The organism is Lacipirellulaceae bacterium, assembly GCA_040218535.1.
Taxonomy (GTDB): Bacteria; Planctomycetota; Planctomycetia; order Pirellulales; family Lacipirellulaceae; genus Adhaeretor.
In genome coordinates, this window is record JAVJRG010000012.1 from 1 (window position 1) to 25224 (window position 25224).

General features: G+C 55.5%; 20 protein-coding genes and 1 tRNA gene. 10 read left to right on the forward strand and 11 right to left on the reverse strand.

Going from position 1 to position 25224, the window contains the following annotated elements; all coding sequences use genetic code 11:
* Nucleotides 1–251: 251 nt before the first annotated feature.
* The 5 genes from RIB44_14065 (at nt 252) to RIB44_14085 (ending at nt 4797) form a co-directional block, all read left to right on the forward strand.
* Nucleotides 252–413, forward strand: a complete 162-nt coding sequence (locus RIB44_14065) for a hypothetical protein (GenBank protein MEQ8617694.1) — start codon at nt 252–254, stop codon at nt 411–413.
* Between the two features lie 134 nt (nt 414–547).
* Nucleotides 548–1393: a hypothetical protein gene (locus RIB44_14070; protein MEQ8617695.1), complete on the forward strand. Its 846-nt coding sequence runs from the start codon at nt 548–550 to the stop codon at nt 1391–1393.
* A gap of 120 nt (nt 1394–1513) precedes the next feature.
* Nucleotides 1514–2155, forward strand: a complete 642-nt coding sequence (locus tag RIB44_14075; protein ID MEQ8617696.1) for a hypothetical protein — start codon at nt 1514–1516, stop codon at nt 2153–2155.
* Nucleotides 2156–2359: 204 nt separating this feature from the next.
* Nucleotides 2360–3127: a hypothetical protein gene (locus RIB44_14080; GenBank protein MEQ8617697.1), complete on the forward strand. Its 768-nt coding sequence runs from the start codon at nt 2360–2362 to the stop codon at nt 3125–3127.
* Nucleotides 3128–3561: 434 nt separating this feature from the next.
* Nucleotides 3562–4797: a tyrosine-type recombinase/integrase gene (locus tag RIB44_14085; GenBank protein ID MEQ8617698.1), complete on the forward strand. Its 1236-nt coding sequence runs from the start codon at nt 3562–3564 to the stop codon at nt 4795–4797.
* A 283-nt stretch (nt 4798–5080) separates the two neighbouring features.
* Here RIB44_14085 and RIB44_14090 read toward each other — a convergent pair.
* Nucleotides 5081–5162 (reverse strand) — tRNA-Ser (locus RIB44_14090).
* Between the two features lie 392 nt (nt 5163–5554).
* Here RIB44_14090 and RIB44_14095 point away from each other — a divergent pair.
* A complete protein-coding gene (locus tag RIB44_14095; GenBank protein MEQ8617699.1) occupies nt 5555–5851 on the forward strand; it encodes a hypothetical protein in 297 nt (98 codons plus the stop codon).
* Between the two features lie 171 nt (nt 5852–6022).
* Here the strand turns inward: RIB44_14095 and RIB44_14100 are convergent, their stop codons facing one another.
* Complete coding sequence (locus RIB44_14100) at nt 6023–6691, reverse strand: hypothetical protein (GenBank protein ID MEQ8617700.1); 669 nt, start codon at nt 6689–6691, stop codon at nt 6023–6025.
* A gap of 331 nt (nt 6692–7022) precedes the next feature.
* Here RIB44_14100 and RIB44_14105 point away from each other — a divergent pair, with 331 nt between their 5' ends.
* The 3 genes from RIB44_14105 to RIB44_14115 all read left to right on the forward strand — a co-directional run bounded on the left by RIB44_14105 (nt 7023) and on the right by RIB44_14115 (nt 8172).
* Nucleotides 7023–7274, forward strand: a complete 252-nt coding sequence (locus RIB44_14105) for a hypothetical protein (GenBank protein ID MEQ8617701.1) — start codon at nt 7023–7025, stop codon at nt 7272–7274.
* Between the two features lie 77 nt (nt 7275–7351).
* The gene (locus RIB44_14110; GenBank protein ID MEQ8617702.1) at nt 7352–7690 is read left to right on the forward strand and encodes a histidine triad nucleotide-binding protein; all 339 of its coding nucleotides are present in this window, start codon (nt 7352–7354) and stop codon (nt 7688–7690) included.
* A gap of 47 nt (nt 7691–7737) precedes the next feature.
* Nucleotides 7738–8172 carry a DoxX family protein gene (locus RIB44_14115; protein ID MEQ8617703.1) on the forward strand — a complete coding sequence of 145 codons (435 nt, stop codon included), beginning with the start codon at nt 7738–7740 and terminating at the stop codon, nt 8170–8172.
* A 4-nt stretch (nt 8173–8176) separates the two neighbouring features.
* Here RIB44_14115 and RIB44_14120 read toward each other — a convergent pair whose 3' ends face one another.
* From RIB44_14120 to RIB44_14160, 9 genes are all read right to left on the reverse strand, one after another.
* Nucleotides 8177–11122, reverse strand: coding sequence for a TlpA disulfide reductase family protein (locus RIB44_14120; protein MEQ8617704.1), 2946 nt, complete (start codon nt 11120–11122; stop codon nt 8177–8179).
* Nucleotides 11123–11531: 409 nt separating this feature from the next.
* Nucleotides 11532–12569, reverse strand: coding sequence for a squalene--hopene cyclase (locus RIB44_14125; protein MEQ8617705.1), 1038 nt, complete (start codon nt 12567–12569; stop codon nt 11532–11534).
* Nucleotides 12570–12636: 67 nt separating this feature from the next.
* Nucleotides 12637–13758, reverse strand: a complete 1122-nt coding sequence (locus tag RIB44_14130) for a hypothetical protein (protein MEQ8617706.1) — start codon at nt 13756–13758, stop codon at nt 12637–12639.
* 66 nt (nt 13759–13824) lie between these two features.
* Nucleotides 13825–14685, reverse strand: a complete 861-nt coding sequence (locus tag RIB44_14135) for a hypothetical protein (protein MEQ8617707.1) — start codon at nt 14683–14685, stop codon at nt 13825–13827.
* Between the two features lie 143 nt (nt 14686–14828).
* Nucleotides 14829–18107, reverse strand: a complete 3279-nt coding sequence (locus tag RIB44_14140; protein MEQ8617708.1) for a hypothetical protein — start codon at nt 18105–18107, stop codon at nt 14829–14831.
* A 45-nt stretch (nt 18108–18152) separates the two neighbouring features.
* Entirely contained in the window at nt 18153–20339 is a 2187-nt protein-coding gene (locus RIB44_14145; protein MEQ8617709.1) for a hypothetical protein, read from the reverse strand.
* A complete protein-coding gene (locus RIB44_14150) occupies nt 20336–22405 on the reverse strand; it encodes a BatA domain-containing protein (protein ID MEQ8617710.1) in 2070 nt (689 codons plus the stop codon). Before RIB44_14150 ends, RIB44_14145 begins: the two co-directional genes overlap by 4 nt.
* Nucleotides 22402–23325 (reverse strand): DUF58 domain-containing protein, encoded by a 924-nt coding sequence (locus RIB44_14155; GenBank protein MEQ8617711.1) that lies wholly within the window; start codon nt 23323–23325, stop codon nt 22402–22404. The genes RIB44_14150 and RIB44_14155 overlap by 4 nt, the downstream gene beginning before the upstream one ends.
* A 97-nt stretch (nt 23326–23422) precedes the next feature.
* Entirely contained in the window at nt 23423–24472 is a 1050-nt protein-coding gene (locus tag RIB44_14160) for a MoxR family ATPase (GenBank protein MEQ8617712.1), read from the reverse strand.
* 331 nt (nt 24473–24803) lie between these two features.
* Here RIB44_14160 and RIB44_14165 point away from each other — a divergent pair, with 331 nt between their 5' ends.
* Nucleotides 24804–25211, forward strand: a complete 408-nt coding sequence (locus RIB44_14165) for a hypothetical protein (GenBank protein MEQ8617713.1) — start codon at nt 24804–24806, stop codon at nt 25209–25211.
* The last annotated feature ends 13 nt before the right edge of the window (nt 25212–25224 follow it).

Consider the following 25224-nt stretch of genomic DNA (forward strand, 5'->3'; position numbering starts at 1 on the left):
GCTACGAGACGGCGCACGAAGAACCCAAGAAAGGCTCGTTGAACTCTGCGGACAAGTCCTCGAACTCTTCACCGAAACCGAGATCCGAAACTACTTTCGACATTGTGGGTACCGCTACGAATAGATGTAACACGCTCTAGAGGCTAAATCCCCTGCAGAACCGGGGCATAAATAGTCGGGCTATGCTTAGCTCTTCTATCAATTCGGTCACTTGTTGCCGATTCTTTCTTCAACCGCTCAGGAGACACCCCATGTCCGAATCAGAAAAGACCCCCCAAGAAAGTAGAGTTCCAGGAACTCGCTCTGAGATTGATGATACGATCCCTGACAACTGGCAACAGTTCTTGAAGATGACAGCACGATTACTCGCACAACAGTGGCGGCGAGAGCAGGAACCTATCAGCAAGACTTAACCCCATCACTTCTCCACGCAGCCGTGCCTTGACGTGCTCGAGATTCTACTGATGCCCGCCAACTGGCGGGCTTTTTTCATGCGCTGAACGAAGCGCCGGTACCAACCTTCATTCATCACCAAGAAGGAATCAACATGAAAAACCCCACCGAGAACCAATCCTCTGACACGATGAGCCTCACACGACAATGGCGTTCTGACGTCATGATTTCTCATCGATCCAAGAAACGAGTTGCCCCGCGCACCTTCGCTGGTCTGGGGATTCTCTCTCCCCAACCTCAAGCAGGCCTCGTAAAGCTCAACCAGCTTCTGCTAGTCGCAGTCTACGACGAGCCGATCGACCGACGACGTCCCGCGATTCGAGTGATCGCCTATCGTCCCTGCCAAACACTTCATGGGGTCAATTGGGCTTCCGCTGAGAATTCGGTCCTCTACAAGGACCTTGCTCTGGAACCGAAATGCGGCTCTCGCGGGCTGGTATTCGATTCGCAGAAACAGGACCTTTTCCAACTAGCCCTGAAGCTCAACAGTCGTATCAGCCAAGCAGAAACGCGGCTGCGACTTCGCAGCCGGCAGAGCAGCTCCCTTCAACTGCCTCGACTGTGGGCCGGTTTCCCCCAAGCAACTCACGAAGCGTTGAAGATAAGTGGGCCGGAATGTGAGCAGATTGCTGAGCGATTTGGGCTGTCGTTCCAGAAGCTTAAGAAGAAGTTCACGAGGAATCACCTTGGACTCCACCTACTCCCATTGGACTGGGTCAGCGATTCCCTGATGAATTCGTTACAGATCTTTGCAGATCTGGCAGAGTTCCCGCGTACTCAAGTCTTTTCGCTCTTCGAGTTCCCGAATGATCTGACCGGCTATCAGGGAGCGGCCTGCTACGATTTCTATGCAAGCCGATTTCGGGCTGAACATGAAACACGACTTCTTGAGACCTCGCAAGGCGCTCGCAATTCAAGCTCTGGGCTGGCCGCTTGCTGATCAAGTTGTGGCGTGGCCACAGGGTGCTCAAGACCAAGCGACGCGACCAACTCCTGTTGGTTAAACTAAGGCGCGAACAAGGTACTCACTGGAGATCGCTGACGCTCCAAGAGTACGTCGGTGAACTGCAAGTTGAGTATCGGTCACGACACGATGAGGAAGCACAGCTATCAGCAGATCTGTCCACGGAATCCCAAGGAGTTACAGATAATCGATAGCATACCTGAGGATGAACTGTCTGCTTGGTATCAAGCAGGAATTGCGACAATGGCCGTTCGGAATCGTATTGAGGTCCATCAGCTCACATTGGAGGAGTCCACAGGCAAACGAGCTGGTGTACGTGTAGAGGCATTTCCCGCATCACGGATTCTGAACTTACGCGAGGGGGAGTTAAGAACTTCCCGAATTGAGGACTATGTCTCCACCTTGCTGGCTGGGACGGTAGGTCGGCTGATACGAATCATGCTGAGCTACGATGGAAACCGAGAAGGGCATAGCACAAAGCATCCGGCGATGCGGTGCTGGGAAACCACCCTAGAGGCCCAGGAACCCGAAACGGATCGGGCCTATGCGATTACCGTTGGGTATCTTCAAGAGAAGGATGGCGGCGACCCGACTGAAACCTTGCAGCGACTCTGGTTAGTCGTCTACGGGGAGCTGCAGACTCCTTCTTGCTCAAGGATGTTGAGCTTGGTCGCCGAGAAATTGCTCGAGAAGCGCAAGCTAAGTTCCTCGATAATTCACAGGCTGCTCAGCGACTAGACTGATGAGGCGAGCAGAGACTCTCTCCAGCTCATCACATCTAGGGATCTAGAGTTTCGGATAAGTTAGTATTCATGAGAAACTGCCGTTGCAATCTGGCAGTGTGGTCAGGAAATTGGAAATTGAGAGCATCCAAGATTCCCGCTCGGTCGCCACAGCCAGCGGGATCTCCTTTCCCAGCCACTTTTGTACAGAGCTGTAGCCATGCCGACGCGACGCCTTCCCCAGAACAGTCAAACACTTGAAATTGCCCTCAAGACTTGCAATGACCAAGTAAACGCCGTTGCGAAACTTAAGCAGCGTGATCAGGTCCGTTTAGATGAAATATGCAATCTGACTGCTGACTCGAAAGCATTGTCCAATGCAGCGAGGCGAACGGAACAGTTAGAAGAATCAATGGATGAAGTCTTCCTCGTTGGCCTAGATGACACCCACATACTGAGTAGCCTCGTAGACCCCAAAGTCATACGAAAGGCTGGTGAGCACATCAGTTCTGGCATTAAAATTCTGGAAGCAGCGGCAAGGTCGAATCTCTCAGCGGAGAAGCTTCGAACGAAACTTCGCGCAGGCTATAAAAAACTAATAGAGGGACATTTGATCCACTTGCAAGAGCTGCGCAGCTTACAACACGACCTTATCCATGCTTTAGAAGCTATCGCGGGCAAGGATCCATCATTACCAATGTGGGATTCAGCGACCGGAGAGCTGACGTACGAAGGGAAGCTCGCCAAAGAAGTACAAACAAATGCAAGTCAGCAGCGGAAAATCCTTGACCTCTTTGAAAAACAAGGCTGGCCAAGTCGCCTGTCGTTGGATGATGTTTTCGACGATGAGCAAGTGCGACGACATGCCAAAAGGCTGAAGAAGAATTGCTCTTTGATCACGTTTACTTCGAGTAGCAGTAAGGAAGCTGGCACGGGCATCTGTTGGCAAACCGAAAAGCGCCACGGAAGCGCCACGGAAGAGGCTTAGACAAAGTAGCCTGCAATCATTCTGATCTCCTTAGCACCATCCGCGTAGGCGAGAGAATGATCGCAATCCACAGCAAAATTCGGACAACACGACCGGCACTGCCAAGAAACTATTCGAGGCACATTCTTGCCGATTCCTTAATACGCGCAGCCTACGTGGTCTTAAGCATCCGGCGTTTGCCCAGAGCCGATAGATCGGGCCGCTTCATAGCAGCGCCTGTCTCAAAGTCGCCGCAGCGAGTTTTAGGGATTCTGATTGCGACTCAGCATTTCGCCATTTCGGGTGGTGGGAGGCGTGGATGAGCAAACGAAAAAAAGTGAAGACCGAGAGCATTCTTCAGAGTTTGCCCCCCGTAATTTCGCCACAGCAGTTGGCCACAGCAATCGATATCCAGCGTTCTACCGTCTACGAGTGGATTGCAAAAGGCAGACTCGATGGCTGCTTCCGAAAGCGTGGCAAACACAACCTACTTGTCACTGAAGCGACGATCGAGCAAATATTCAATGGACCAGATTGGAGCAATGAAAAAAACTAACAACAGAACACTAATCGGAACGCGAGTAACTATTTGCAAACGCGGGAAGAAGAAAATCTATCAAGCAGATTTTCATTGGAATGGTCAACACCGACGAATATCACTCCGGACTGCTAACAAGAGAGTAGCGATCGAGAAAGCTATCGCCTTGGAAAAGCAACTAATTGATGGAACATACGGCTCTGTTGAGAGTCATGAACAGAGCACTCTTCCGCAGAAAACGTTTGAAGAAGCTACTGAAGAGTTTTTGGATTACAAGCTTACCGAGGGGCTGCGACCCAAAACCTTTTCTAAGTATCGCGGAATATTGAAACTGTTCGCATCCTTCCTTGCCACGAAATCAATCAACAAAGTAGGCAAGGTCCACCTAACGCACATTGATGACTTTCGAAAGAAACGCAACTCAGAAATTGGGACAAAGTCGATGCATCATGAGGGCACTTTACTTAAGGCATTCTTCGCATGGTGTCACGATCGTAGCTATTGCAGGAAGAATCCCTTGGAGAAAAGGAAGTTCTCACCACCAAAAGCGAAGAAGAAGCAGCGTGTTTTGACGTTAGCCCAAATCAACAACTTGGTCTACGCTGCGTCTGGTAACCTTCGATATATTCTGGGGATGATTGCCTTTACTGGGATGCGAAGTGGTGAATGCCAACGCCTTCTCGTCCAGGACATCGATCTTAAGTCAGGGTGGATTCATATCCGCAGCCGCACCGGGAAGGAAACGAAGACCGGAGACGAATGGAAAGTACCAACGCATCCAGCACTTCGAATGCTTCTTGAAGAGTACTCTCCCCGAAAAAGCGGTTACTATTTCACGCAGCCACCGAGTCGACAGTATCCTAATGGTGATCACGAAATCAACACGAAACGCCTCAACGAAAGCTTCCAGAAGTTGCTAAGATCACAAGGCCTTCCAACAGGGATCAAAAACGATGGCTTCACAATTCACAGCCTGAGGCATGCGTTTAAGTCGATTTGCGTAAGTAGACTCATACCGCGCGAATACGTAGATCATTGGCAGGGCCATAGCAGTATCAGTAATGCCTCCGATATCTATTTCCACACATTTGAAACAGACAGCCAAGAACACATAAGAAAAGTCCCGTTTGGGCAAGCCGAGCCGGCGGTGTGATCCGGCGCCCTTTAACCCTCCATGGAGGACAGTAGTATGTGTACCAAATTTTTGAGATCCACAAACGTTTCTTTACTGTTCGCAGCAGCGTGGATTATCACGGTCGCTAGCGGCAAAGCGGCACTGGCGTCAGAGCCCATCACAGGAGAAAAAGCCGAGAACGTTTTATACTCGGCGGAGTTTGCTAACCGGGACGAAACAGGGACAAGCGGTATCCCAAGATTGATCAACCGACCACAGGCACTGAAAAACCAGTGGCCAACGAGCCGTTCAGTTTACGCAGCGGAGGGCAAGGGACTCGAACCCTCAACCCCTTGCGGGGCAACTGATTTCGAATCAGTCTGCTAGCCATTCGCATACCCTCCGGGGCAATGCCGTTTAAGCAATCTCCCAATTTATACCGCTGGAGACGGTTGGGCAAGAACGGCTTAGTGGTGAGGCGGGCTAGGGACGAATCAACCAACTGCGACCTGCTTACCCAGCCCGCAAAACTGGTCATCGCTGGCTTGGCTGCTGGGCATAGTCGTTACGAACGGCCCGCTCGTGTGCGTTTTCTGCCGGGTATGCGGGCCGCGTCGGGATTTGTCGGTTTGGTGTCGTGTGCGTCGTGTGCGCTGCGGTCGTGAAAGATTCGTTGGAGCGACGGGCCACGGTCGATGACACAGGTATCCCCCGATCCTGAAGAAACCCGAGCGGCGCCGGCACCGACGACTAGCACGCTTGGGCCCCTCCCCAACTCCCTCCCCGGACCCTCCAGATGCCCAAAGAAAAAACGATCCGACTAGTGACCCGCGGCAAAAACGGCGAGCTCCGCACTCGCGACTACAAACACGAAGACGCCCTGATGAAGATGCACACGCAAATCGGCGTCGACGATTGTTCCACCGACTTAAGCCTCCGCGGCTTGCCGGTCTTTCGAGGCCTGATCGGCCCGATGCCTGAGAGCAAAGACATCGTCCGCTACGAAACGCCCGAGGTGTTCGAAAGCCTGACCAAAGAATGGGGCGCGACGAAGCCGAAACGAAGAACGCGACGAAAGACGGCGAGCAGTTAATATTGGCTGTCAGCTATCGGCTGTCAGCTTTCAGCTGGATATCGTGAACCAATCCCTAGCCCCCAGCGCAAGCTGGGGGTTTTTCCTTGCGCATAATGAACCCCTAGCTTGCGCTAGGGGCTAGGGTGTGTTCTCTGAGTTATTTACTTTCCACTCTCTCGATCAACTACCTCAATACCTTCCACCGGTTGGTGGTTGCCAACCGGTGGCTTGCCTTGGTGGGTCGTTCTCGAGAGCGACGCCGCCGAGTGGTTTCGATGCGATCGAAGTACGGCTCGAATTCAAGCTCGTACTCGGGCGAGCGGCCAGCGTTGCTGAAGGGCCTCGCGTGTCAGCCAAGGCGGTCCCACTTCGCAAGCGCGGGTCGTTCGGGGCGAGGGCCATTTTCGTTGTCACTTCCTCTTCCACAGTCCGATAGGCAGTTACCGGCACCTGGACAGTACGGGTTTCGGGCACCCACGCACTGCGTGTCACGGGGACACTCACCGTAGCGACTTGTTGTGTCCACGTGGTGACTGGCTTCATCTCGTGAGTCCAGTATGGCGTGATCAACGGATTCCAACGGCCTCTTAATTTGGAAACCATCTGATACTGCGTCACGGGTACGCTGTAGAGTTGCTGGGTTTGGTAGTTGTCCGTGGTGATCTGCTGGCGATAGGTGGTTTGCGTTTGGTCACGCATTTCCGTTACGGGAACTTGGCGTTGCGTGACACGTCGGGTGATCTGGTAACCGTCGCGAACCTCTTGGGTAACCTGAGCTCTCAACGGTACGGCGGAAGAAAGCAGGATTGCACCAGCCAAAACAGGAAAAAAGCGGTGTCCGTTTTTGATCTTCGTCATGGAATATTGTCCTCGTCGTTGTTCGGCGAGTGAGCCAACCACAACCGAAAACGCAACCATGCGCCCTCGCGAAGCGACTCGAAAACCAAGTACTGAATAGTCCAAAGAACGGCCGTGAGAGGAGTCTTCAAAAGCTGTGCAATACAATCCGGCACGTCCTGCTGGGTATCGGCAATCGAAGACGCCCTTCGCCACCCTTGTCTCAGCAAGCACGGCCAGCCGTATTCAACTCGCCCAGATTAACTCAGTGCTAGCTAGACCTTTGCTCGATGATGGGCGATAATCTTCGTTCTGAAATGACAATCCCCTGGCACCTAGGACCAGATCTGTGGTGAGTGACCAATTGCTAGAAATCCTCCGCTGCCCCCAAGATCAGTCGCCGCTGACGCGTGCCGAAGCAGCGCAGATCGAACGAATCAATGCCCTGATCGAGGCGAAGCAACTCACCAATGTGGGGGGTGATCGCGTCGAAAAACGGCTCGACGGGGGTCTAGTACGAGCGGCGGGCGACCGGCTGTATCCAGTGATCGATCGCATCCCCGTCATGCTACCTGACGAAGCGATTGATCTGTCGCAACTCTAAGCAAGCACTTCAACCCTGGCTTGCGGAGGACGACTTCCTACTCAACTCTCGACTGACTAATCTCTATTCTTTACCCCATGACTATCTTCAAGAAGATCATCAACGGCGAAATTCCCGCGAACATTGTTCATAACGACGAGCATTGCCTCGCGTTCCACGACGTCGCACCGCAGGCACCCGTGCATGTGCTGGTGATTCCCAAGAAAGAAGTCGTTTCGATTGAGCATCTCGCGGAAGAGGACGCTGAGCTTCTAGGCCACCTGTGGCTGACCATCGGCAACGTCGCTCGCGATCTGGGTCTCGCCGAAAACGGCTACCGCGTGGTCGTCAACTGCGGAAGCGATGGTGGCCAAAGCGTTGACCACTTGCACTTTCACATCCTCGGCGGCAGAAAGCTCGACTGGCCGCCAGGATGAGAGTCGCCTCCGGATAGACGACAGCCTGCTACAAAAGGAAACCTCCGATGAATGAGATGCTCTGCAACGCGACCGCTGTGCTTGGCCGACTGATGTTGACCGGCATCTTTATCATGAGCGCCTTGGGCAATAAGATCCCCAAGTTCAACGACGTGGCAGGGTACATGGCCGGTGAAGGCGTGCCGATGCCAAAGGTGGCGTTGGCTGGGGCGATTGTGTTTCTTTTGGCCGGCGGTTTCTCCATACTTCTTGGGTACAAGCCACGGATCGGAGCGACACTGCTTCTCGTCTTTCTGATACTCGCGACCTACTACTTCCACGACTTCTGGAAGATTGATCAAGAAGCCGACCCACAGAAGTACCAAACAGAAATGATCGCCTTTATGAAGAACGCTGCACTGATGGGTGCCATGTTGTTCATCATGGCCAACGGCGGTGGGCGGGCTTGCTTGAGTAAGCTCAAGGTCGAGGAGGAAGAGTAACTTCTTACTGACCTGGGAAGCTGACCTCTTCCAGTATGCCGCGGAGTTGTTCTTCAAACTTCGGCCCGGCACCGATGAACACGCGGGCGACCTTGCCTTCGCGGTCGATGACGACTGTTTGAGGGATGCCGCTCACTTGATACCGCTGGGCGGCAATTCCATCGCGGTCGAGGGCGACGGTGGGCGTGACTTTCATTCGCTCTAAAGCGCGGGCGATTTTGGCGGGAGATTCCTGCATGTTCACCGCGACGATTTCCACGTTACGATCAGCGAACTCTTCCCCCAAACGGTCAATCATCGGCATCGCCTGCGTGCAGGGGCCGCACCAACTGGCCCAGAAGTCCATTACCAAGACTTTGCCTTGATAGTCGCTGACCTTGAAGTTCTTCTTGATGAGCTTGCCATCTTTGACGAACGGTAAGGACATGTCCGGCGCTGGCTGACCGACGAGTGCGGAGTCAACACCGGCAGCCCCCTCCTCGTCGTCTTCACGTGGATCGGCGGCATGTTGCATTTTCCAGCGCTGATAGGCCAGTTCGGCGGCAGCCTGTTCGATGCGATCACCAAGCAACAGTTGATCAACTTGGCCGAGATCGACACTGCACTTGCTCAGCACAAGACTCTTTCCCATGAGCTGCTTACCACTCAGTTCCTCGGGCGTAAAGGTAAGTCGCACACCATCAGATCGCACCGCTTGTACCCGCAAGCGTGAGCGGAATGCCTCGTCCTCGGCGGCGATTGCCTGTTCCGCTTCTTGATTCGCGTCGTCTTCTGCTTCCGCGTTGTCTTCTACTTCCGCGTTGGTCGATTCATCGAGCGACTCAGCCGTATCGGTGGGAAGCGGCGGAGGATCGCCGAGCCAGATGATGCGAGCGACCTTTTTCCGCTCGATACGTTGCTGTTCGAGCCGAACTTCCACGACGGCCCATCGATCATCGAGACTGACAAGCCGGCAACGCAAATAGTCGCCGAAGATGGAAACGAGCAAATGCGTTGGCGGATTGTTCCTTTGCAGGCGCGGGAGCGTCAGCAATTGATCGCGACGATCGCTGGTCACCCGGCCATCGACGCCCTTGGTGATCAATTCGATCGCTTTCACTTCGGAATGTGGTACGAACGTGGCCTCCGTCAGTGGCGACTTAAAGGTGACGCCTCGGCTATCGATCGACTCGACACGGCTTGGCAGTTTATCTCCGGCGCGCAGATAAATCGCAGGGCCGCCCTTCCCGATTGACGAGCCATTTCCACCGGTGAACGCATTCAGCAGGCCGTTCATTAGCTTCGGACGCTGCACCCGCCGCCTCGCTTGCATCTGTTTCTGCTGAAGACTGGGCTTGGGCGGAGGGTCGCGATAGACCAGGCGACCAGACACATCGTTGAGCAAAGGAAGGGCCTTGTCACTGCCGCGCGGCTGCCAGTGCAAGGGGCTCGATTGCTCGTCACCCCCACCAGGAACGAGGATTCCTTTCATGAACGACTTCTCACCACCAGCCAAAGAAACCTCGAGACGGGCAACTTGGCCGTCGGGGGCTGGCTGTGCTTGCTTACTTGTGGCAGAACTGCTCGCCGAAGGTATTCCCATCAGCGTACGCACGTTTTCGAGAGGAACTTCAAAGTCATCCTTAAGTGCCGAGCAAGAAAGCACCAAAGCATCTTCGGCAATTCGGACGAGGTCGCCGCGCAGCCGCAGACCGGTGTGTAGAGAGAGTCGCACACTGCCTTTGACAGTAGCCGCTTCGCCTGAAAAGGCGATCTCCGCGACGGTGTCTGCCGCTAGTGTTTGCTCGTCTGCGGTCGCTTGGCTCGCTTCATCAGCAGCTTCATCAGCTGAGGTCGATTGAATCACTAAACTCTGCGATTCGGAGTCGTATCCGATGATCTCGCCGTAGCGGACCTTTCCGTCTCGTAGTTGGATGCGGGTCCCTGCTTGTTTCACTTCTGCCGGAACTCGTCCATCCCAGCGGCTGATCCTGAGGCGATCCAGTGAGAGATCGCCTTCACGATTCCCGAAACGAATCCCTCCGTAGATCGGCAGTTCCTGGCCTGCCTTTGGATTCATTAACTCCGTTAGCTTTCCAAGTTGCCTTTGTTTCTTCTTCGCCTCCTTCTTTGGCGATGACCGCACACTCAGGTCTGCTAGGGTTTGTCCTGCGGGAGTCGTTACAAGCAATCGCCCAGCCGCCTGATCTAGGTGCAGCAACAAATGCAATCGCCCTGCTTGCTTGCCCACCGTGCGCAGCACAGCGAGGTCTGCCTCCTTATCGGTCTCTCGCACGGCAACGACTGAGTTAGAAAGGACATCCACCATGAAAGCCTGCTTGAAGACCTCTTCACTTTCATTGACACCTAGACCAATGGTAAAGTCGGGGACGCGATTCCAGGAGATTTCCAACTCGATACAGCTCTGCGCTGGCAACTTCACATCACGATAGATCGAAACTTGCTTTCCGGTGGACTTCAAACTGCCTGAGGCTTGCTGCCAAGAGCCCTTCTCCGAAGGTTTCCAGTCCGCCAAATCGTCCGGTCCGAGATAGACCAAGTCTTTCCCGTTGTTCCAGGACGAAATTCGCCGTACGCTTGCGCGGCGCAATTGCATCACTTTTGCGCTCTCGCGTTTGACGGAGAACCAATCCTCAGAAACTGCCGTCAGATCACCGAAAACCAGATCGCCATCCTGCAGTTCAAAGCAAAACATCCCGGAGGGTGTTTCAACGCGTTCGGGCCTCGGAAACTGCATCGCGGAAATTTGCGGCCAAGGGAATTCATAAACGCCTTTGGCGAAAGAAGGGGCCCAGCGGACCTTCTCGGAATCCTCACTCGCGACAGGGCTGCCGGCCAGATGGTCGCCGTTAGCTAAGTGAAGGACAACGTTCTGTGTTGTCGCCACACCATTCACTGCGTTCGCGAATGAGAAGCACAGGACAATGCTAACACAGATAAATCGATGCATGACAAACACGTTTCTTCTTGATCGTTGGTCACTGGGTGTTGACTGTGTATCAATCTACCCCGAAGGGGTTTCGTAATTCAGCCCAGGGTAAGATCATCCGAGCCTAAGCGAGGAGGATCGCCACCCTGGGTTATCATCGTGTCTCAAGTGAGCGACCGAGTAGCAAGGCATGGCTACCGGCGGCACGTTGGCGAGGTCGCAACAGGCCGAGGCAATCCTTTCCGATTTCGACCTCGAATGCGCTATCCGGTAACCATGACGTGTTGCTCGGTCGATTCTTCTTGGTTTCTCGTTACCCAGGGTGGCGGTCACACTCGCTGACGCTCGTGATGACCTTACCCTGGGCTATATTACGAAACCCCTTCGGTGTAGTGTTTGAAAAAAATCTGAAACTGCCGCGGCCATCGAATCACCGCTCGTAGATGGGGAGAAATCGGAAGTTGAGGGCCAACGCCAGCAGCGACATTTTCGTTCCAACCTCAGGACCAAATTGGCCGGTGAAACTACCATCCTTCTTCTGCTTCGCCTTGAGACGACGTACCAGGAGTTTGTTCCATTTCTCCCAAGCTTCGATGTCGCCTTGAAAGAGCGCCTGGGCTTGGTAGTAGTCCGCGTACTCTTGGTAATGATTGTTGGACGTCTGTTCGAGACGCGCCGTGAGATAGCCGAGCGTCGCTTTGTACTCGGGCAAGTCTTTCCTCCTGGCGACGGAGTAGACCAGCGAAGCGATCGAAATCCGAGCGATCGACTCATCGAAGCCGCCGCCGAAGCCACCCGAGTAGCCGACCTGGCCGGAATCACTCGTCATGTTCGTGTAATAGTTGATCGCTTTGTCGATCGATTCGTCAGGGACTTCGATCCCCGCGTTACGGGCTGCCAACAGGCCGACCAACACGGCTCCGCTTACAGACGTGTCCGCATCGTTGGCTTGAGGCGAATAACGCCAGGCGCCTGTCGGGTTGTTTTTCTGAGAGGTGATCGCACTGCGGACGGCCAATTCAAGAGCCTGCCCAATTGTTCGCTTTCCCTTCGTCCCCGCGGGCCATAAGGTCCGCTCGTCAACGGCTCCATAAGCTTCTGCCAAGCCCAAGATGGCAAAGCCGTGATGGTACATCGAGTTGCCGAAGTAGCCGGTTTTCGCATCCTGGGCGTTGATCATATTCCGCAGGGCCTTGCGGATGTTGTTGCTGTAGACGCCAAAGTTGGGGTCTTCTCCAGAAGCAAGAAACACCATGACGCCCATCCCCGTCGTGCCCGGCCCTTGGTAGCCCCCGGTCCAGTTCCCTTGTTCGGTTTGCTTGGTTGCGAGGAATTGGAGGCCACGGTCGTACATCTCGCGCACGTCGCGCGGAACGACTTCGCCATAGCGGACATTGGGAAGCTGGGCCTGGCCGCTAGAGGCCAAAACCGCCAGCAAGCCCAGCACGAGTAGAGGTCGTCTCGTCATGAAGTATTTGGTCACACTCAGACTCACAACAAAATAAGTTGAACCACGGAGGTACTCTAATCAAAACTTAAGGGTCGATGATCAAGTTGAGATTCTCCCCGACTGGTAAGATCAACTTCCCCTCAATCACTTCGCCCTTCACTTCGACGACTTCTTCGCCCGCCTCCTCCTCAATCAAACGAACTAAGGCTTCAAAATCGTCATCGTCTATCTGTCCGAAGGGGTCGTCCACTTCGAGCTGTAGATCGGCGGGTGCCCCGTCGCCGAGGAACTTCTTGATGGCCTTGTCGATCTGGGCCTCACGCAACGCCTTGCCGACAACGTCCTCGTCTTCTTCCTCTTGAACAAACGGTTCGACACCTTGTTGCTTCAAGTGGTTCTTATAGTGGCGGCCTTGCTGATACATTTTGAGCAACGCGCGGCCTTGTGCGCCAGGAACTGCCGCGGTGACTTTCTCTTTGCTGATCTGGCTGAGGTGATAGATCAAATAAATCTGATCGCTTTGTCCAAACACCGTCGGTGGGTGAGTTTCAGTGAGGATCAACTTCAAGAGCGCTTTCCGCTCTTTCTCTTTAAGTGGAACCTGCTTCTCCAGATTCATGACGTGTAGTTCGACGAGCGCCTGGTATCGAAACTTTCGTCGAGCCGCATCCGCTTGGCGACGTTCTTTCCCTTGCTCTTTGTTGAGCGTGCTATCGGCGACTTTTTTGAGCATCGAGCCCTGGTTAAACAGTCCGGCGCCTAGCTTTTGCTGCAAGGGCTGGATGTCGTTCCAAATCTTGTTGAACTCCTGTTGATCGTGCCGTACCTTCATAAACTTTTCGCGAACAACATGATATTCGTAAAAGAACGAGCGAATGTCGGCTTCTCCGGCTAGTCGCAATTTCTCTTCTTGCGATTCGTTCAACTCACACGAACGGCTGATCTCTTCAATGGTGAGTTGCAACTCCAGCTCCAGCTTCTTCCGCTGTTTCGAGGCGGAACCTTGATGCTGGAACACCCACTGCTCGAATTGTTCGGGTGAGACTTCAAAGTGATTCTGCGCGACGGCGCCTTCTTCCTCAAACTCCAGCCAGCCATCATCCTCACTGCGCGCAGTCTCGGTGAGTGCGCATAGGACGAATACCGCGGCAAGCATTTTTTTGGCCACGGATTTCACGGATGTCACGGATTTTGGATGGACTTTCATGCGTGGTCGATATCTTGTTTCACAGTACTCACTGAATTAATTGCACCCTACATCGTAGTTATCGAACTATCCTTCCGGCTCCAGCTTCTCAGGCTTGAAGGGTTCCATCTGCGGGACGTTGTGGAACATGTGCATGCCACCGAAAAAATGGTTGTGCTGGTTCTTGGCCAAATCCTTCCAAATCTTCTGTTGTCGCTCATTTAAGAGCGGTTTGACAAGCTTGTCGGGGATCTGCGGAATCGACTCGCTGCCGTGGATGAGGTTCTGTACGTGATTCATCCATTGTTGCTGCCAGCCTTCTTCGAGCTTTGTCATGAGTTCAGCACGCTGGCTCTCGGAAAGAATTAGTCGCTTGTCCAACAACACAATCAAATTGCGGACCGCGGCACGTTTCTCGTACTGTTTTCGATCTTTCTCTTCCTGAGCCAAAAGATCGCGTTGCTCCTTGGTGAAAATCTCCTTCGCGGTTTTCTCAAGCGCTTGCGTGATTGCGGAACTTGGATCCGCGTTCACGGCACCCTGACCAACATTTATCACAGGCCTTATTAACTGCTGGCCCCCATTCTGTATTGGTACTTGTTGCATGGCCATCGCACGCACCGATTTGTCGAGTGCTTCATTTCCAGCGGCCAGTAACTTTTCCTGCTGCTCAAACGTCGGACGACAAACACTTCGCCAGTGATGGAGCTTCGAGTTCAACTGCGTTTCGTACTGGGGACGAAACTGCTGCTCCATCGCCAACACTTGCGGATCGATCTGGACGATCGGAAAGGCTTCCCACTCTTGTTCCTTGAGCTTCTGCGCAAGGGCCGTTTGCGTAGTGAACTGAGTGATGCCGATCAAGGGCGTCCCCGAGAGGCTCGGCATGTAGACCGCGTCGCCCGGATTGAGAAGCGGGATTGGTTGAAATCCCGGTTGGACCGGCATGGCGAAATCAGCGACAAGCTCCAAGGCGGAACACGTCTGAACGCTGACGGCGAGAACAAGAATAATGCAGGTCAGATTCCTTACGTCGGAGGCGAACCGAGCCCCTCTCAGGAATGACACCCCGTCTCGAATCCTCGCACTCATCACTCGCCCCCCGATTTTTCGAGGCGGCTAAAGTACTCGTCTAGCCCAGCGCGGAACTCAGCGGGGAGCGTCTCACCCGTTTCGCCTGTGGCGTGCGAAACATCACGTACTTCGCGTACTTCTTTTTCGTTCTGGCCACGTCCCACCAGTGCAATTGCCGGCGTGTCTGTATCGCCACCGCCACCACCGCCGGGGCTGGAACCCCCGCCGCCACCACCATTGGGGTTCATCTTTTTGGAGCGAAGTAAGAGCTCGATGGCCTCCGTCTCTGCAGCAATCGCCGGCGGACCCGTTTCAGGGAGCCCCAAGATATCGACCACCTCGTCCATAACTTGGGAAACAGCCGTTAGGATTTGCAGCTCCTTGCCAAAGTGTTTCTCCGCGTCTTTGAGTTCCCGAATGCGGTCCCCCAGGTCGATCACTCGGAAGTTGAGGTCGTCTTGCGCTTCGGAGAGGCGGCGTGCTTCGTCGGCATGGACCGTCTCGTCGACAGCCGCTTTGGCTTGTTCAGCGACACGTGTTTCTTCGCGAAGGTTGATCTCGGCTTCGAGGATCTTCATTGCTTCAAGCACCAACGACGGTGGCAAGCTATCGGGGGAAGCTCCCCCCGGGCAGCAGCCGGAGCAAGCCGGATCGACCAAGTCGTCTGCCCAACGGTCCATGGTGTCCGACCAGTACTCCGTCTGAGCGATGGCGAGGCCTTGCTTCTTCTGGATGTCGTCACCCAACCGACGCAGCCCACCGATGATGTCCTCTTCACGCATCTCGTCGAGGACCGCTTTGAAACGCGTCATGCGGCGACGTTGATAGTAAGCGTCGAGGTCGTCCATGATGAACGACACGTCGAGGGTGCTCTTCTCTTCTTCCTCGGTTAGTTCTTCAAGCTCTCGCTTGCTTTGGCCGGCGAGTGCCTGAGGCGAAAGACCAAACGCCTTGTCGAGTTGCTCACCAACGCGACCGCCAATTTTGTATTGACGACGAGAGGCAGCCTTCAAGCGTTTCACCAGCGTGCTGCCTTCGAGATTCGCCAGAATCTCGTTCAACTCGTCGGCGATCTTCTCGAACTCCGCGAGCAAGTCTTCCTGTTCAGTGACGGCTTCGTCAAGCTTCTCCTCGGCGGGCGTTTGATTTGCTTTGGGCTTGGGCTTTTGCTTGCCACTACCCATCACCGTGGTGGTTGGAAGCGTGAACTTGCCTTTGCTGCTTTTCTTCTTTTGACCGTCCGGTTCTAGCTCGTCCGTGTTTGGGGATACGTGACTCGACTCGCGATCTGCGATGCTCGGCACCTGTGGCTTTGGCTTATCGTTGGGGTCTTGCTCCTGAGGTTTCCCGCCGCCTGACGTATCGCGAACCATTCCCGCCTGAGGGGCCGATTTACTCTTGTTTTGCTTACCAGCCAACTTGGGTGCCTCGGACGACTTTTGCAGGAGGTCCGCAACCGAAGGCATCCGGTTCTCAGAGATTTCCCCCAACACGCCTAGCATCTCCGCCCAACGTTCGAGGTGGCCCACGCCGATTTCCGGATTGCGCGAGGCCTCGCGAACTAACTCTTCCCCGGCTGCCGTCAGCCGGCGCAAGCGGCGGCCATTGGTCCGTTCGGCAGCGGCTTGCTTTTCAACCTTGCGACGCGTGTCTGCCTGGTCCAGTTCAGCGGCGGTCATGTCCCGCAGTTCACGATTGGATTCGTAAAGTTGCAACTCGCGATCGCGCACTTCGAGAGCTTGGCGGTGCCATTTGTTGAGCTGCTCGGTCATCCAAATCGCATGCTGGTCGGGCGTCAGCACGTACAGAATATGTGGCGGCGAATAGATCCGTCCACGGTCTGGGAAGTAATCCTCAGCGAAGATACGGAGTTCGATCGGCTGCGGATCGATGCCCAACGACTTCGCAGAGAACACGCCCTGCACGGCGAGCGTCTCGGACATGTGGGTGCCGGGAGCCAAGATTCGTTCACCGCGGGCGGGCTTCTCTACCGCTTGGGCAAAGCCCCGCCATTCGTAGCCAACCCGTTGAACGCCGTAGTCGTCTCGGGCGCGGATCTGGAACTTGAGCAACTCGGTCTCTAGAACGACCTTCTGGCGAGGAAGGTTCTCGATAACAAGCGTTGGCTCCTCATCGTCAATCGCAGAGACAGAGACTTTGAAAGGCTCGATACCCGACAACCCATGCACGTCGGTCCAGGCAATTTCGTGCTTGACGGATTCTTCGACGAGTTCCGAATCGCTGGTGATGGTCGCCCCTTGGGGCGGGCGATCGTTCCCATCAATGCTCGCAGAAACCAGATCGCGACTCGTAGTAGCTGCGAGTGAAACACGACTTCCCTTCACTACGGAGACGGCACCGCCGCGTACGTCTTTCTCTAACGGTTCAGTACGTCCCAGGTATTCGGGCAATTCGACGGTCGCTGTCAGCTCGGTCAGTTCGGGACGCAAAGTGGGCTCAATCTGCACTTCGTGGTTGGCGTCTCCTACGGTCAGTTCGAGAGTGCCGTCACCGATTTGGGCCGGCATTTCGAGGTGGTACTTCTGCTCGGTCAACTCCGAGACCACCGGACGCTGCTTGCCGATCCGCGCTTCCGCTGTTTCCGGCTGCCAGCGGGAAGTTTCTTGCAATTGAACATCAAGTTCAAACGGCTCGCCGTGGGCGACGATCATTTTCTCGGGTAGCGGCTCGACAGCGGCGAAGGTGTACCGTGGCGTATCACGCCAAGGTTGCGTCAGACGGGCCCAAGCATTCGCGGCTGCCTCGGGAAACAAGAGGGCAAGCGCTACAGCCCCGGCGGTTCCCGCGGCAGCGACGGTTGTCCACGGTCCGCGACGCGAAGGGGGTGTCGCCGTGGTAAAGTCTCGCTTCTTGGCGTCGGTCGCCACTTGGTTGATCGCCGCGGCAACGAGCGTTTTCGATCGGGCTTGTTCGCTCTGATCTTCGGCCAACTCGATTACACCCAAGAGTTGATCGCCAATCCGAGGCATCTTTTTACTCAAAAGTCGAGCGAGTTGCTTGAGCTTCCGACGCTTCCAAACCCAATGATGCAAGTACCAAGGAATCACCGCGCAGCCGACCAGTGCGGCAAAGAAAACAATCGTCCGCACCGTCGCAGGCGTGTCGCCTAGTCGATCAAGCGCGAACACGGCGAGGTAGGCCATCACCACCGCAAAAACGGCAATCGCTAACGCTTCGGTGATTTTCAGCACCCAAACCGCACGACGGTAACCATGCAGTTGGTCTTCCAGCGACTCAGGAACGTGCAGATTGTTCTTGCTGTCCTTGCTATTCATGATGTTGCACTCGCGAACTGAAAACTGAACACTGACAACTGAAAACTAAATCAACCCTACTACTTTTCTAAGCGACCAAAACAATCCTAGCAAAACAACGAGCAAAGCGGCGGCTGCCGGGTGGCTCCAAAGCCGCAGGCGGCGTAATTCTGCCGGAGGATCGGGGAGGTCTGCCAAGCGGCGAACGACCTCCGTTGCCTTGGAAACATCGATCATCTGCCCCCGCGTCACGCGGGAGATTTCCGCTAGCACTTCGGGGCGGGCAGGTTTGCCGACCCCTTCGACCGCTTCGCCCTGGACGAAGAAGCTAGTCTCCAAAACACCACCGGTTTGCTTCGCGCTGAGGGTGACTTCGTGCTTGCCCGGCTCAACGGCAGTGAACTTTCCTGTAAACGCGCCCCACTCGTCACCGATCGAGGTGAACCTTACAGTCTTCGCCTTACCCGAGGGGGCAACGATTCTGGCCATGACATCCCCGCCCGAGAGTGGCTCACCAGTTTGTTCCATCACGTTGGCATTGAGAGTCAGCGTTTGGCGGATCAACGGCTGGTCGGGCGAGTAGTAGAGCCGCATCGTTTCGCCTTTAGCCATGTTCCGCTGATAAGCCATCCAGCGAACGACTTGGCCCCAGAAGCGGTAATGGTACTTGTCCTCGACCCCTTTCCGCCAACGCCAGGCACCGTCGGTCCCCATGAATAATACCTTGCCTGCCCCAAAGGTCCGCGTGGCGAGCAGCGGTAAACGACCGTACTCATTGGTGGCCGACTCGTGAACAGCGAGAACCTCGCTCCCTGCCTTGGCGCGTAATACTGGAGCGTACCACTGGAAGCCGGGCAAGCCTTCCCAAACTTCAATGTTGTCGTCGCGCGTGTCGGCCAATTTCGTTAGTAAGCTGCGACGCCCCATTTCGGTCAGCTCGAAATGATTCGGCGTTCGCGAACCCCAACCGTCGGGCTGCGCGAGATCGAGTAACACGGGATAGAGCGGTTCAAGTTCGGTATCGATCAGGCTGATCTGCTTGCCTGTCATTCCCGGCATGAATACGAGGCCGCTGGCTTGCTGTTCGACCAAACCTTTGAGCAAACGGCATTGCTCCTCGGTCAGTTGGCCTTCTTCGACACCCACGTCGCCGAGGAATACGACATCATACTTGGCCAGCTCATCAAGACCCTCAGGGAAGGCTTTAATATAGTCTTGATTTCCGCCGCCCTGCTTGGACAGTTTGGGGTGGAACAGCAAACAGGAAACCTCCACACCAGGGTCGCGCGAAAGTGCGTTGCGTAAGTAACGGTACTCCCAGCGAGGGATCGAATCGATCACCAGAACGCGGAGTTTTTCTTCGCGAATCGCAATCGGAGCGCTCAGTTCATTGTTATGCTCTAGCCGTTCCTCACCATGCTTCGGGACGGTGAGTTTCACAGTGAAGTCACCCGTCTCCGCAGGCTTCCACAGAATGGCATCGGTCGAGCGGCTCATCGCGGCAACGCGGACCTCTTTGGTCAGCTTCTCGCCGGTTGACGTTTCTAGCTTGACGGACGCGACGTAATCCCTCGGCAGCGAGCTATCAATCGTGAAGGGAATCCGCACCTGCTTGCCAGCGATACCAAACGTCGGCGCGTCGAGGCTTACCAGTTCAACATCCGGTAGCCTTGTCGGGCTGCCTACGGGAATGGTAAACACCGGCGTATTCCGCAAACGCAACCGTGTGGCGGCTTCCACCGGCGGCTGCCCGGCGTTCCAGTCGCCATCGGAAATCATCACGACGGCAAGCAAGTGGTCGTGCTTCTCAGGGGCGGAGGTGAGCGGATTGAAGAGATCGCTGCTCGTCGCCTTTTCAGCCGTGCTAAACGGCTCGATCACCACGTTGATGCGGTCGTCAAGCTTCTTCCAAAACTCAGGCTTCGTGAGGGGCTCGATCGTTTCGCGTCGCTGCTTAGCTGACGTGCCCGCGGTCACGACGTCTTGGGTCTGCATACTTGTTGAATCATCCCACTGCACGACAATCGTCGGGCGATCATCGGGGCGGAATTGCTCCACCCATTCCGGCTGGTTGTAGAGAACCGCCGCGATGGTCGCTGCCGAGAGCCGCAGCAATTCCAACAGGCCCGTGCTACGGCTAAACCCGCTACGCCGCCATGCAACGAAGGAAAACACTGCCGTGGCGATCACGGCCAAGACGGAGAAGCAAAGCGTCCAAGGCGTCCATTGAAACATCAGTGATTGGGTGCTCATGCGGCCTCCCCTTCCGGAGCTGGCTCTTCGGTTGCCATCGTCGGTCGGAAGGCGGGTGCCACGTCTGCTGCTTTATTCACCACGCGTGGCAAGCAGAGCGCCGCTTCAACGACCAGGGCAATCAGCATGAGTCCCAAGAACAAACGCCAAATCTCTTGAACGATTCCACCGCCGGTGCCGGCCGTCCGTTCGACACGATCGAAGTCCAGGCCTTCGAATAGGCGATTCAACCTGGCATCGGCAACCGTTTCGGTCATGTCTTCGGCGGTGGGGCGATTCACGGCGAGGAGTTTCTCCCCGCTGGAATAAACACCCCGGTGGTATTGATGGTCTGTGGAAAGCGTTGCCACATCTTCTTCGCCCACAACTCGTTTCCAAGGGTCCGCGGAAACGGGAAACGCTTCACCGGCAGTTTGCAGGCGCGTTGCGCCGAGCGACTTCGCCCCTTCGTCAATCAAACGCTGCAACGTTGCGTACAGCACCAAGCCATCAGCAGCGAGTGATGAGTCACGCGGGTCGGCGGTCGTCGCACAGAAATAAACGCCTCCACGATCGGTCGTTACGCGAGAGAGCAATGGGACGCCTTCAGGCAATGCCGCGAGCTGAGTCGCTTCGCCCTTCAGCGTGCAGTAACGCCGGACTTTCCACTTACCCACAGGCAGTGAGGCTCCGCTTTGCGTGTTGGACAAGAGCCCCTGATCACCCCGCCACGTGTTGGCGGCAATGGGCTTGTCGTTCTCGACCCAGGCTTGCCAGCCGATACCGAAAGCTTCGCGATTACTAGGATCGCGTGGCGGGAAGAAAATCACTTGGCCACCGCGATCAACCACGCCTTGCACCAGCTCCAACGCCTTGCCCGTCGGCAACGGTGCCTGCCAGAGGACGAGTGCCAACTCTTCCCAAGCGAGTGTTTGCAGAGTGTCGGGCGTGACGATATCGGCTTCGTTGGTCATCGCGGGTGACGGAGCAATCGAAGCGGCCAGACGTAGTGCCCGCACGCGTTCAGGTTCCTCCGCCACGACGGCCGTATGGCGGACCGGCGACTCATCGAACACAAAGTAGGCCTGATCGTCCGCCGGGTTGGAATCCGCCGGCAGCGAGACCCGTCCCGAACCGCGTGTCTCTTGGCCGTTCAATGGTATGCGATGGTCCTTCAGTTCAAACTGCGTGCTGGCGATTTCGACATTCATCTCCGAGCGGGCACCGTCGATTTCGAAACGCAAAGGCAAGGTCTGCTTTTCCAAGCTTTCGCTATTGCCCCCAGCTCCAGTATTTTGGCGCTTGATGACCAAGGAGACGACCAACTGGCTCTGGTCACGTAACGTTTCTCGACGAGCTTCGGTGACTCGGATCGAAGCATTCGTGGCGCTGGCGGGCGTGTCTGCGTACTCCAGCAAATGAAAGCGGACTTCCTGCGGGAATTCGATGAACGCTTCTCGCAGCGACGCCCACCGCCCACTAGTCGCTTGCCAGTCGTTCTCCCGCAGGTCGGAGGCGAGCCAAATTTCTGTGTGCCCGGGGCTGTTCGCTTTGATGTAATCGTGTGCTGCCTGCAACATGGCCGGCACGTCAGCGGCAGCGCTAGCGCCGGTCGTTTGTGGAGCGTCGATCAATGCCGCCGGTGAAGAAATCTCTTGCGGCTCTAAGGTCGCGCTGTCGATCAGCACCCAGCGATTGCTGCCGAGCGTTTCCAGCGTGTCGACCAATTCTCGCCGTGCGGTGTCAAGCTTCGACACACCGCCCGCGGCTTGCTGCTGCATACTTGGCGAACGATCGAGCAGGATAATCGTTGTATCCGCCTTGCCTCCCGCGGTGACGCCGAGCCAACCGCTCGCTAGGGGACGACTCACGGCGAAAATAATCCCCGCGATGGCCGCCATCCGCATGGCCATGATCAGCCAACGCCGGAGTCGTGCGTAGCCACGCGACATTTGATTTGCCGAGAGCAAGAACTTCATCGCCGCCCAGTCGACCGTTTGGTAACGGCGCTGGTTGATCAAATGGATGATGATCGGCAGGGCAATCAGAGGTAGCCCCCAGAGCAACAGCGGTTGAATGAACGTCATCGTTTCCCCCGCATTTGCGTACGGCGGACGAGAAAGTTCATCAGCACTTGCTCGTAATCTTCGTCGATGCGAACTTCGTGATAGTCGACGCCCGTCTCCAGGACGATCTGCTTCAGGTCGTCGCGATACTGCTGGAGCGCCTTGTGATAACGGTCGGCAATCTCGGTCGGCTCGGCGAAGATGCTCGTGCCCCCTTCCATGTCTTGGAAACGCACGGGGCGGCGGAACGTGAAGTTCAATTCCTGCGGATCGAGCAAGTGAAAGGTAGCCAGATCATGCTTCCGGAAGCGGAGATGCTCAAAGCACTCACGCAGTAAGGCGGGCTCAACGAAGAAATCGGAGATCACGACGATAAGTGCCCGCTGGCGAATCGTTTCGGCCAGCTCATGCAAGACGGGAACGAGCTGCGTGTCGCCATCGGGTTTCGTTTCTTCAAGCGTGTCGAAGATATGCATCAAGTGGGCCGGATTTCGCCGCGGGGGAATATCACGAATGATCCCGCCAGCGACGCATGCCAAGCCAACCGCATCGCCCTGCTGCACGGCCAAGTAACCCAGCGAACCGGCCAAGCGCCGGGCGTAGGCGAACTTCGTCATCCGCTGCTCACTCGTGTCGGAACCAAAGTCCATCGAGCCGCTGGTGTCCAACACAATGCAAAGCCGCAAGTTGGTGTCCGCCTCGAACTCTTTCACATAGTAACGCCCGGTGCGGCCCAGCGCCCGCCAATGCAACCGCCGCAGATCGTCCCCGGGGACGTACTTGCGATACTCGGCGAACTCGACACTCGCTCCGCGATGTGGGCTAGGATGCCGCCCGGAAACGCTCCCCTGCATCGCCCGCCGCGCAAACATCGGAACACTCGCCAACCGCGCCAGCACGGCAGGTTCCAAGAAATCACGCGATTGGCCGTCGGTTAGCATAAATGATTTCCGTATTCAGTTTTCGGTGTTCAGTTCACTACTGGAATACGTTTTCAGCTGAAGACTGAAAACTGAACACTGCCAACTGAAAACTTCCCTACTCCTCGGTGTCTGTCTCCTCAACCAGTCGCTTGACGATTTCCCGCGCGTCGATGCCTTCCGCTTGCGCCGCAAACGTTGTGATTACACGGTGCGTTAATACCGCCGCGGCGACTTCTTGCACGTCCTCCAGGCGAACCATGTAGCTGCCCAAAAGTGCCGCGCGTGCTTTGGCGCCGAGAATTAAGTTCTGCACGGCACGTGGGCCTGCTCCCCAAGAGACCAGTGGCTTGAGCCACCCTGGGGCGTCTTTGCTGTTGGGGCGGGTCTTACGAACCAAGCGTGCCGCATAGGTATAGATATGGTCTGGCACGGGTACGCGTCGGACCAGTTCTTGATGGCGGATGATCTCCTCGCCATTCATTAACTGGTCAAGCTTCGGAAGTTCGCCGCCGGTTGTCGTGCGAGCGATTTCAATTTCTTCGACCTCGGAAGGATAGTCGAGTTCGATCAAGAACATGAAGCGATCGAGCTGCGCCTCAGGCAGCGGGTAGGTCCCTTCCTGTTCGACCGGGTTTTGGGTCGCAAGCACTAGGAACGGTGGCGGCAAGTCGAACGGCTTACCGACCGCGGTGACTTTGCCTTCCTGCATCGCTTCCAGCATGGCCGCTTGAGTTTTTGGTGGGGCACGGTTGATCTCATCGGCCAAGACAACATTAGCAAACACGGGTCCGTGGACGAATTCAAATTCACGCCGTCCGTCAGGTGTCTCTTGCAGGATGTCCGTTCCCGTGATGTCCATCGGCATCAGGTCGGGCGTAAACTGGATGCGACTGAAGTCGAGCGACATCGTCTCGGCCAGTTTGCTCACCAGCAGCGTTTTCGCCAAACCGGGTACGCCCATCAGTAGGGCGTGACCACGAGCAAAGAGACATACTGAAAGCAGTTCGACGACATCCCCCTGCCCAATGATCACCTTACCAAGCTCGTCGCGAAGTTTCGCGTAGGCTTCACGTAACTGATCAATCGCCGCGACATCATCGTCAGAGAGCTTGGCGGTGGGTGAGCCCGACAATGACATCGAATCGGGGATAGTCGTCTGAGACATACGCAACAATCCTTACGGCAAGTTTAGTTTGTCAAAAAGGAAAGGAAGAGGGAGGGAGCCTGGCGAGCCAAGAGAGCGGGTACCATTGCTTCGACGGCACACACTTCCCATAAGTTTCAATTATCTGGCACGCCCAGCCAAGATTCCACCTAGCAGCTTCGGTTTTCTACGGATTTCCTTGGAAAAACGTGCGGAGAAAGTTGCTAGAATTTGGAAGAAAGTGTGAGTGAGAACATCGTAGAACCACGGTCCCCGTGGTTCATGCCTACGAGAACCGTTTCCTAGTAGGCTCCTCGACGTTCGAAGCTTCTCCACAATTCCCCAGCCAGACATGCCCGAACCGCTCGTCGAACATCTCAGCATTCGCAGTAACTGGCTGTTCTACTCGAACGTTGGCTTTGCCATCGCCGGCGTCGTGATTCTGCTCATTAGCTGGTACTACCACACCCGCATCGGCAAGTCGATGGGAGCGCGCAGGCTGAAAGCCGATCAAGCCCGCCATCGGCCCAGTGGCAACGCGGCTGCAAATTTTAGCAATGCTCGCTCCATGTGGAGCATGATCCAAGGCGGCAAGTATGGCCAGCACCCGAAGAAGATTATCAACAACTGCGTGAAGGCAATCGTTGTGTGGCTTGCATTCCTCTTTATCTGGTTTGGCACGCTGCTCTATGTGGAAGAGCAAGTCAAAGCCAAGGGGGGATGGCCCGAAACCGAAGCGAATGAAGATGCTGAAAAGTAATTGTTGAAAGACG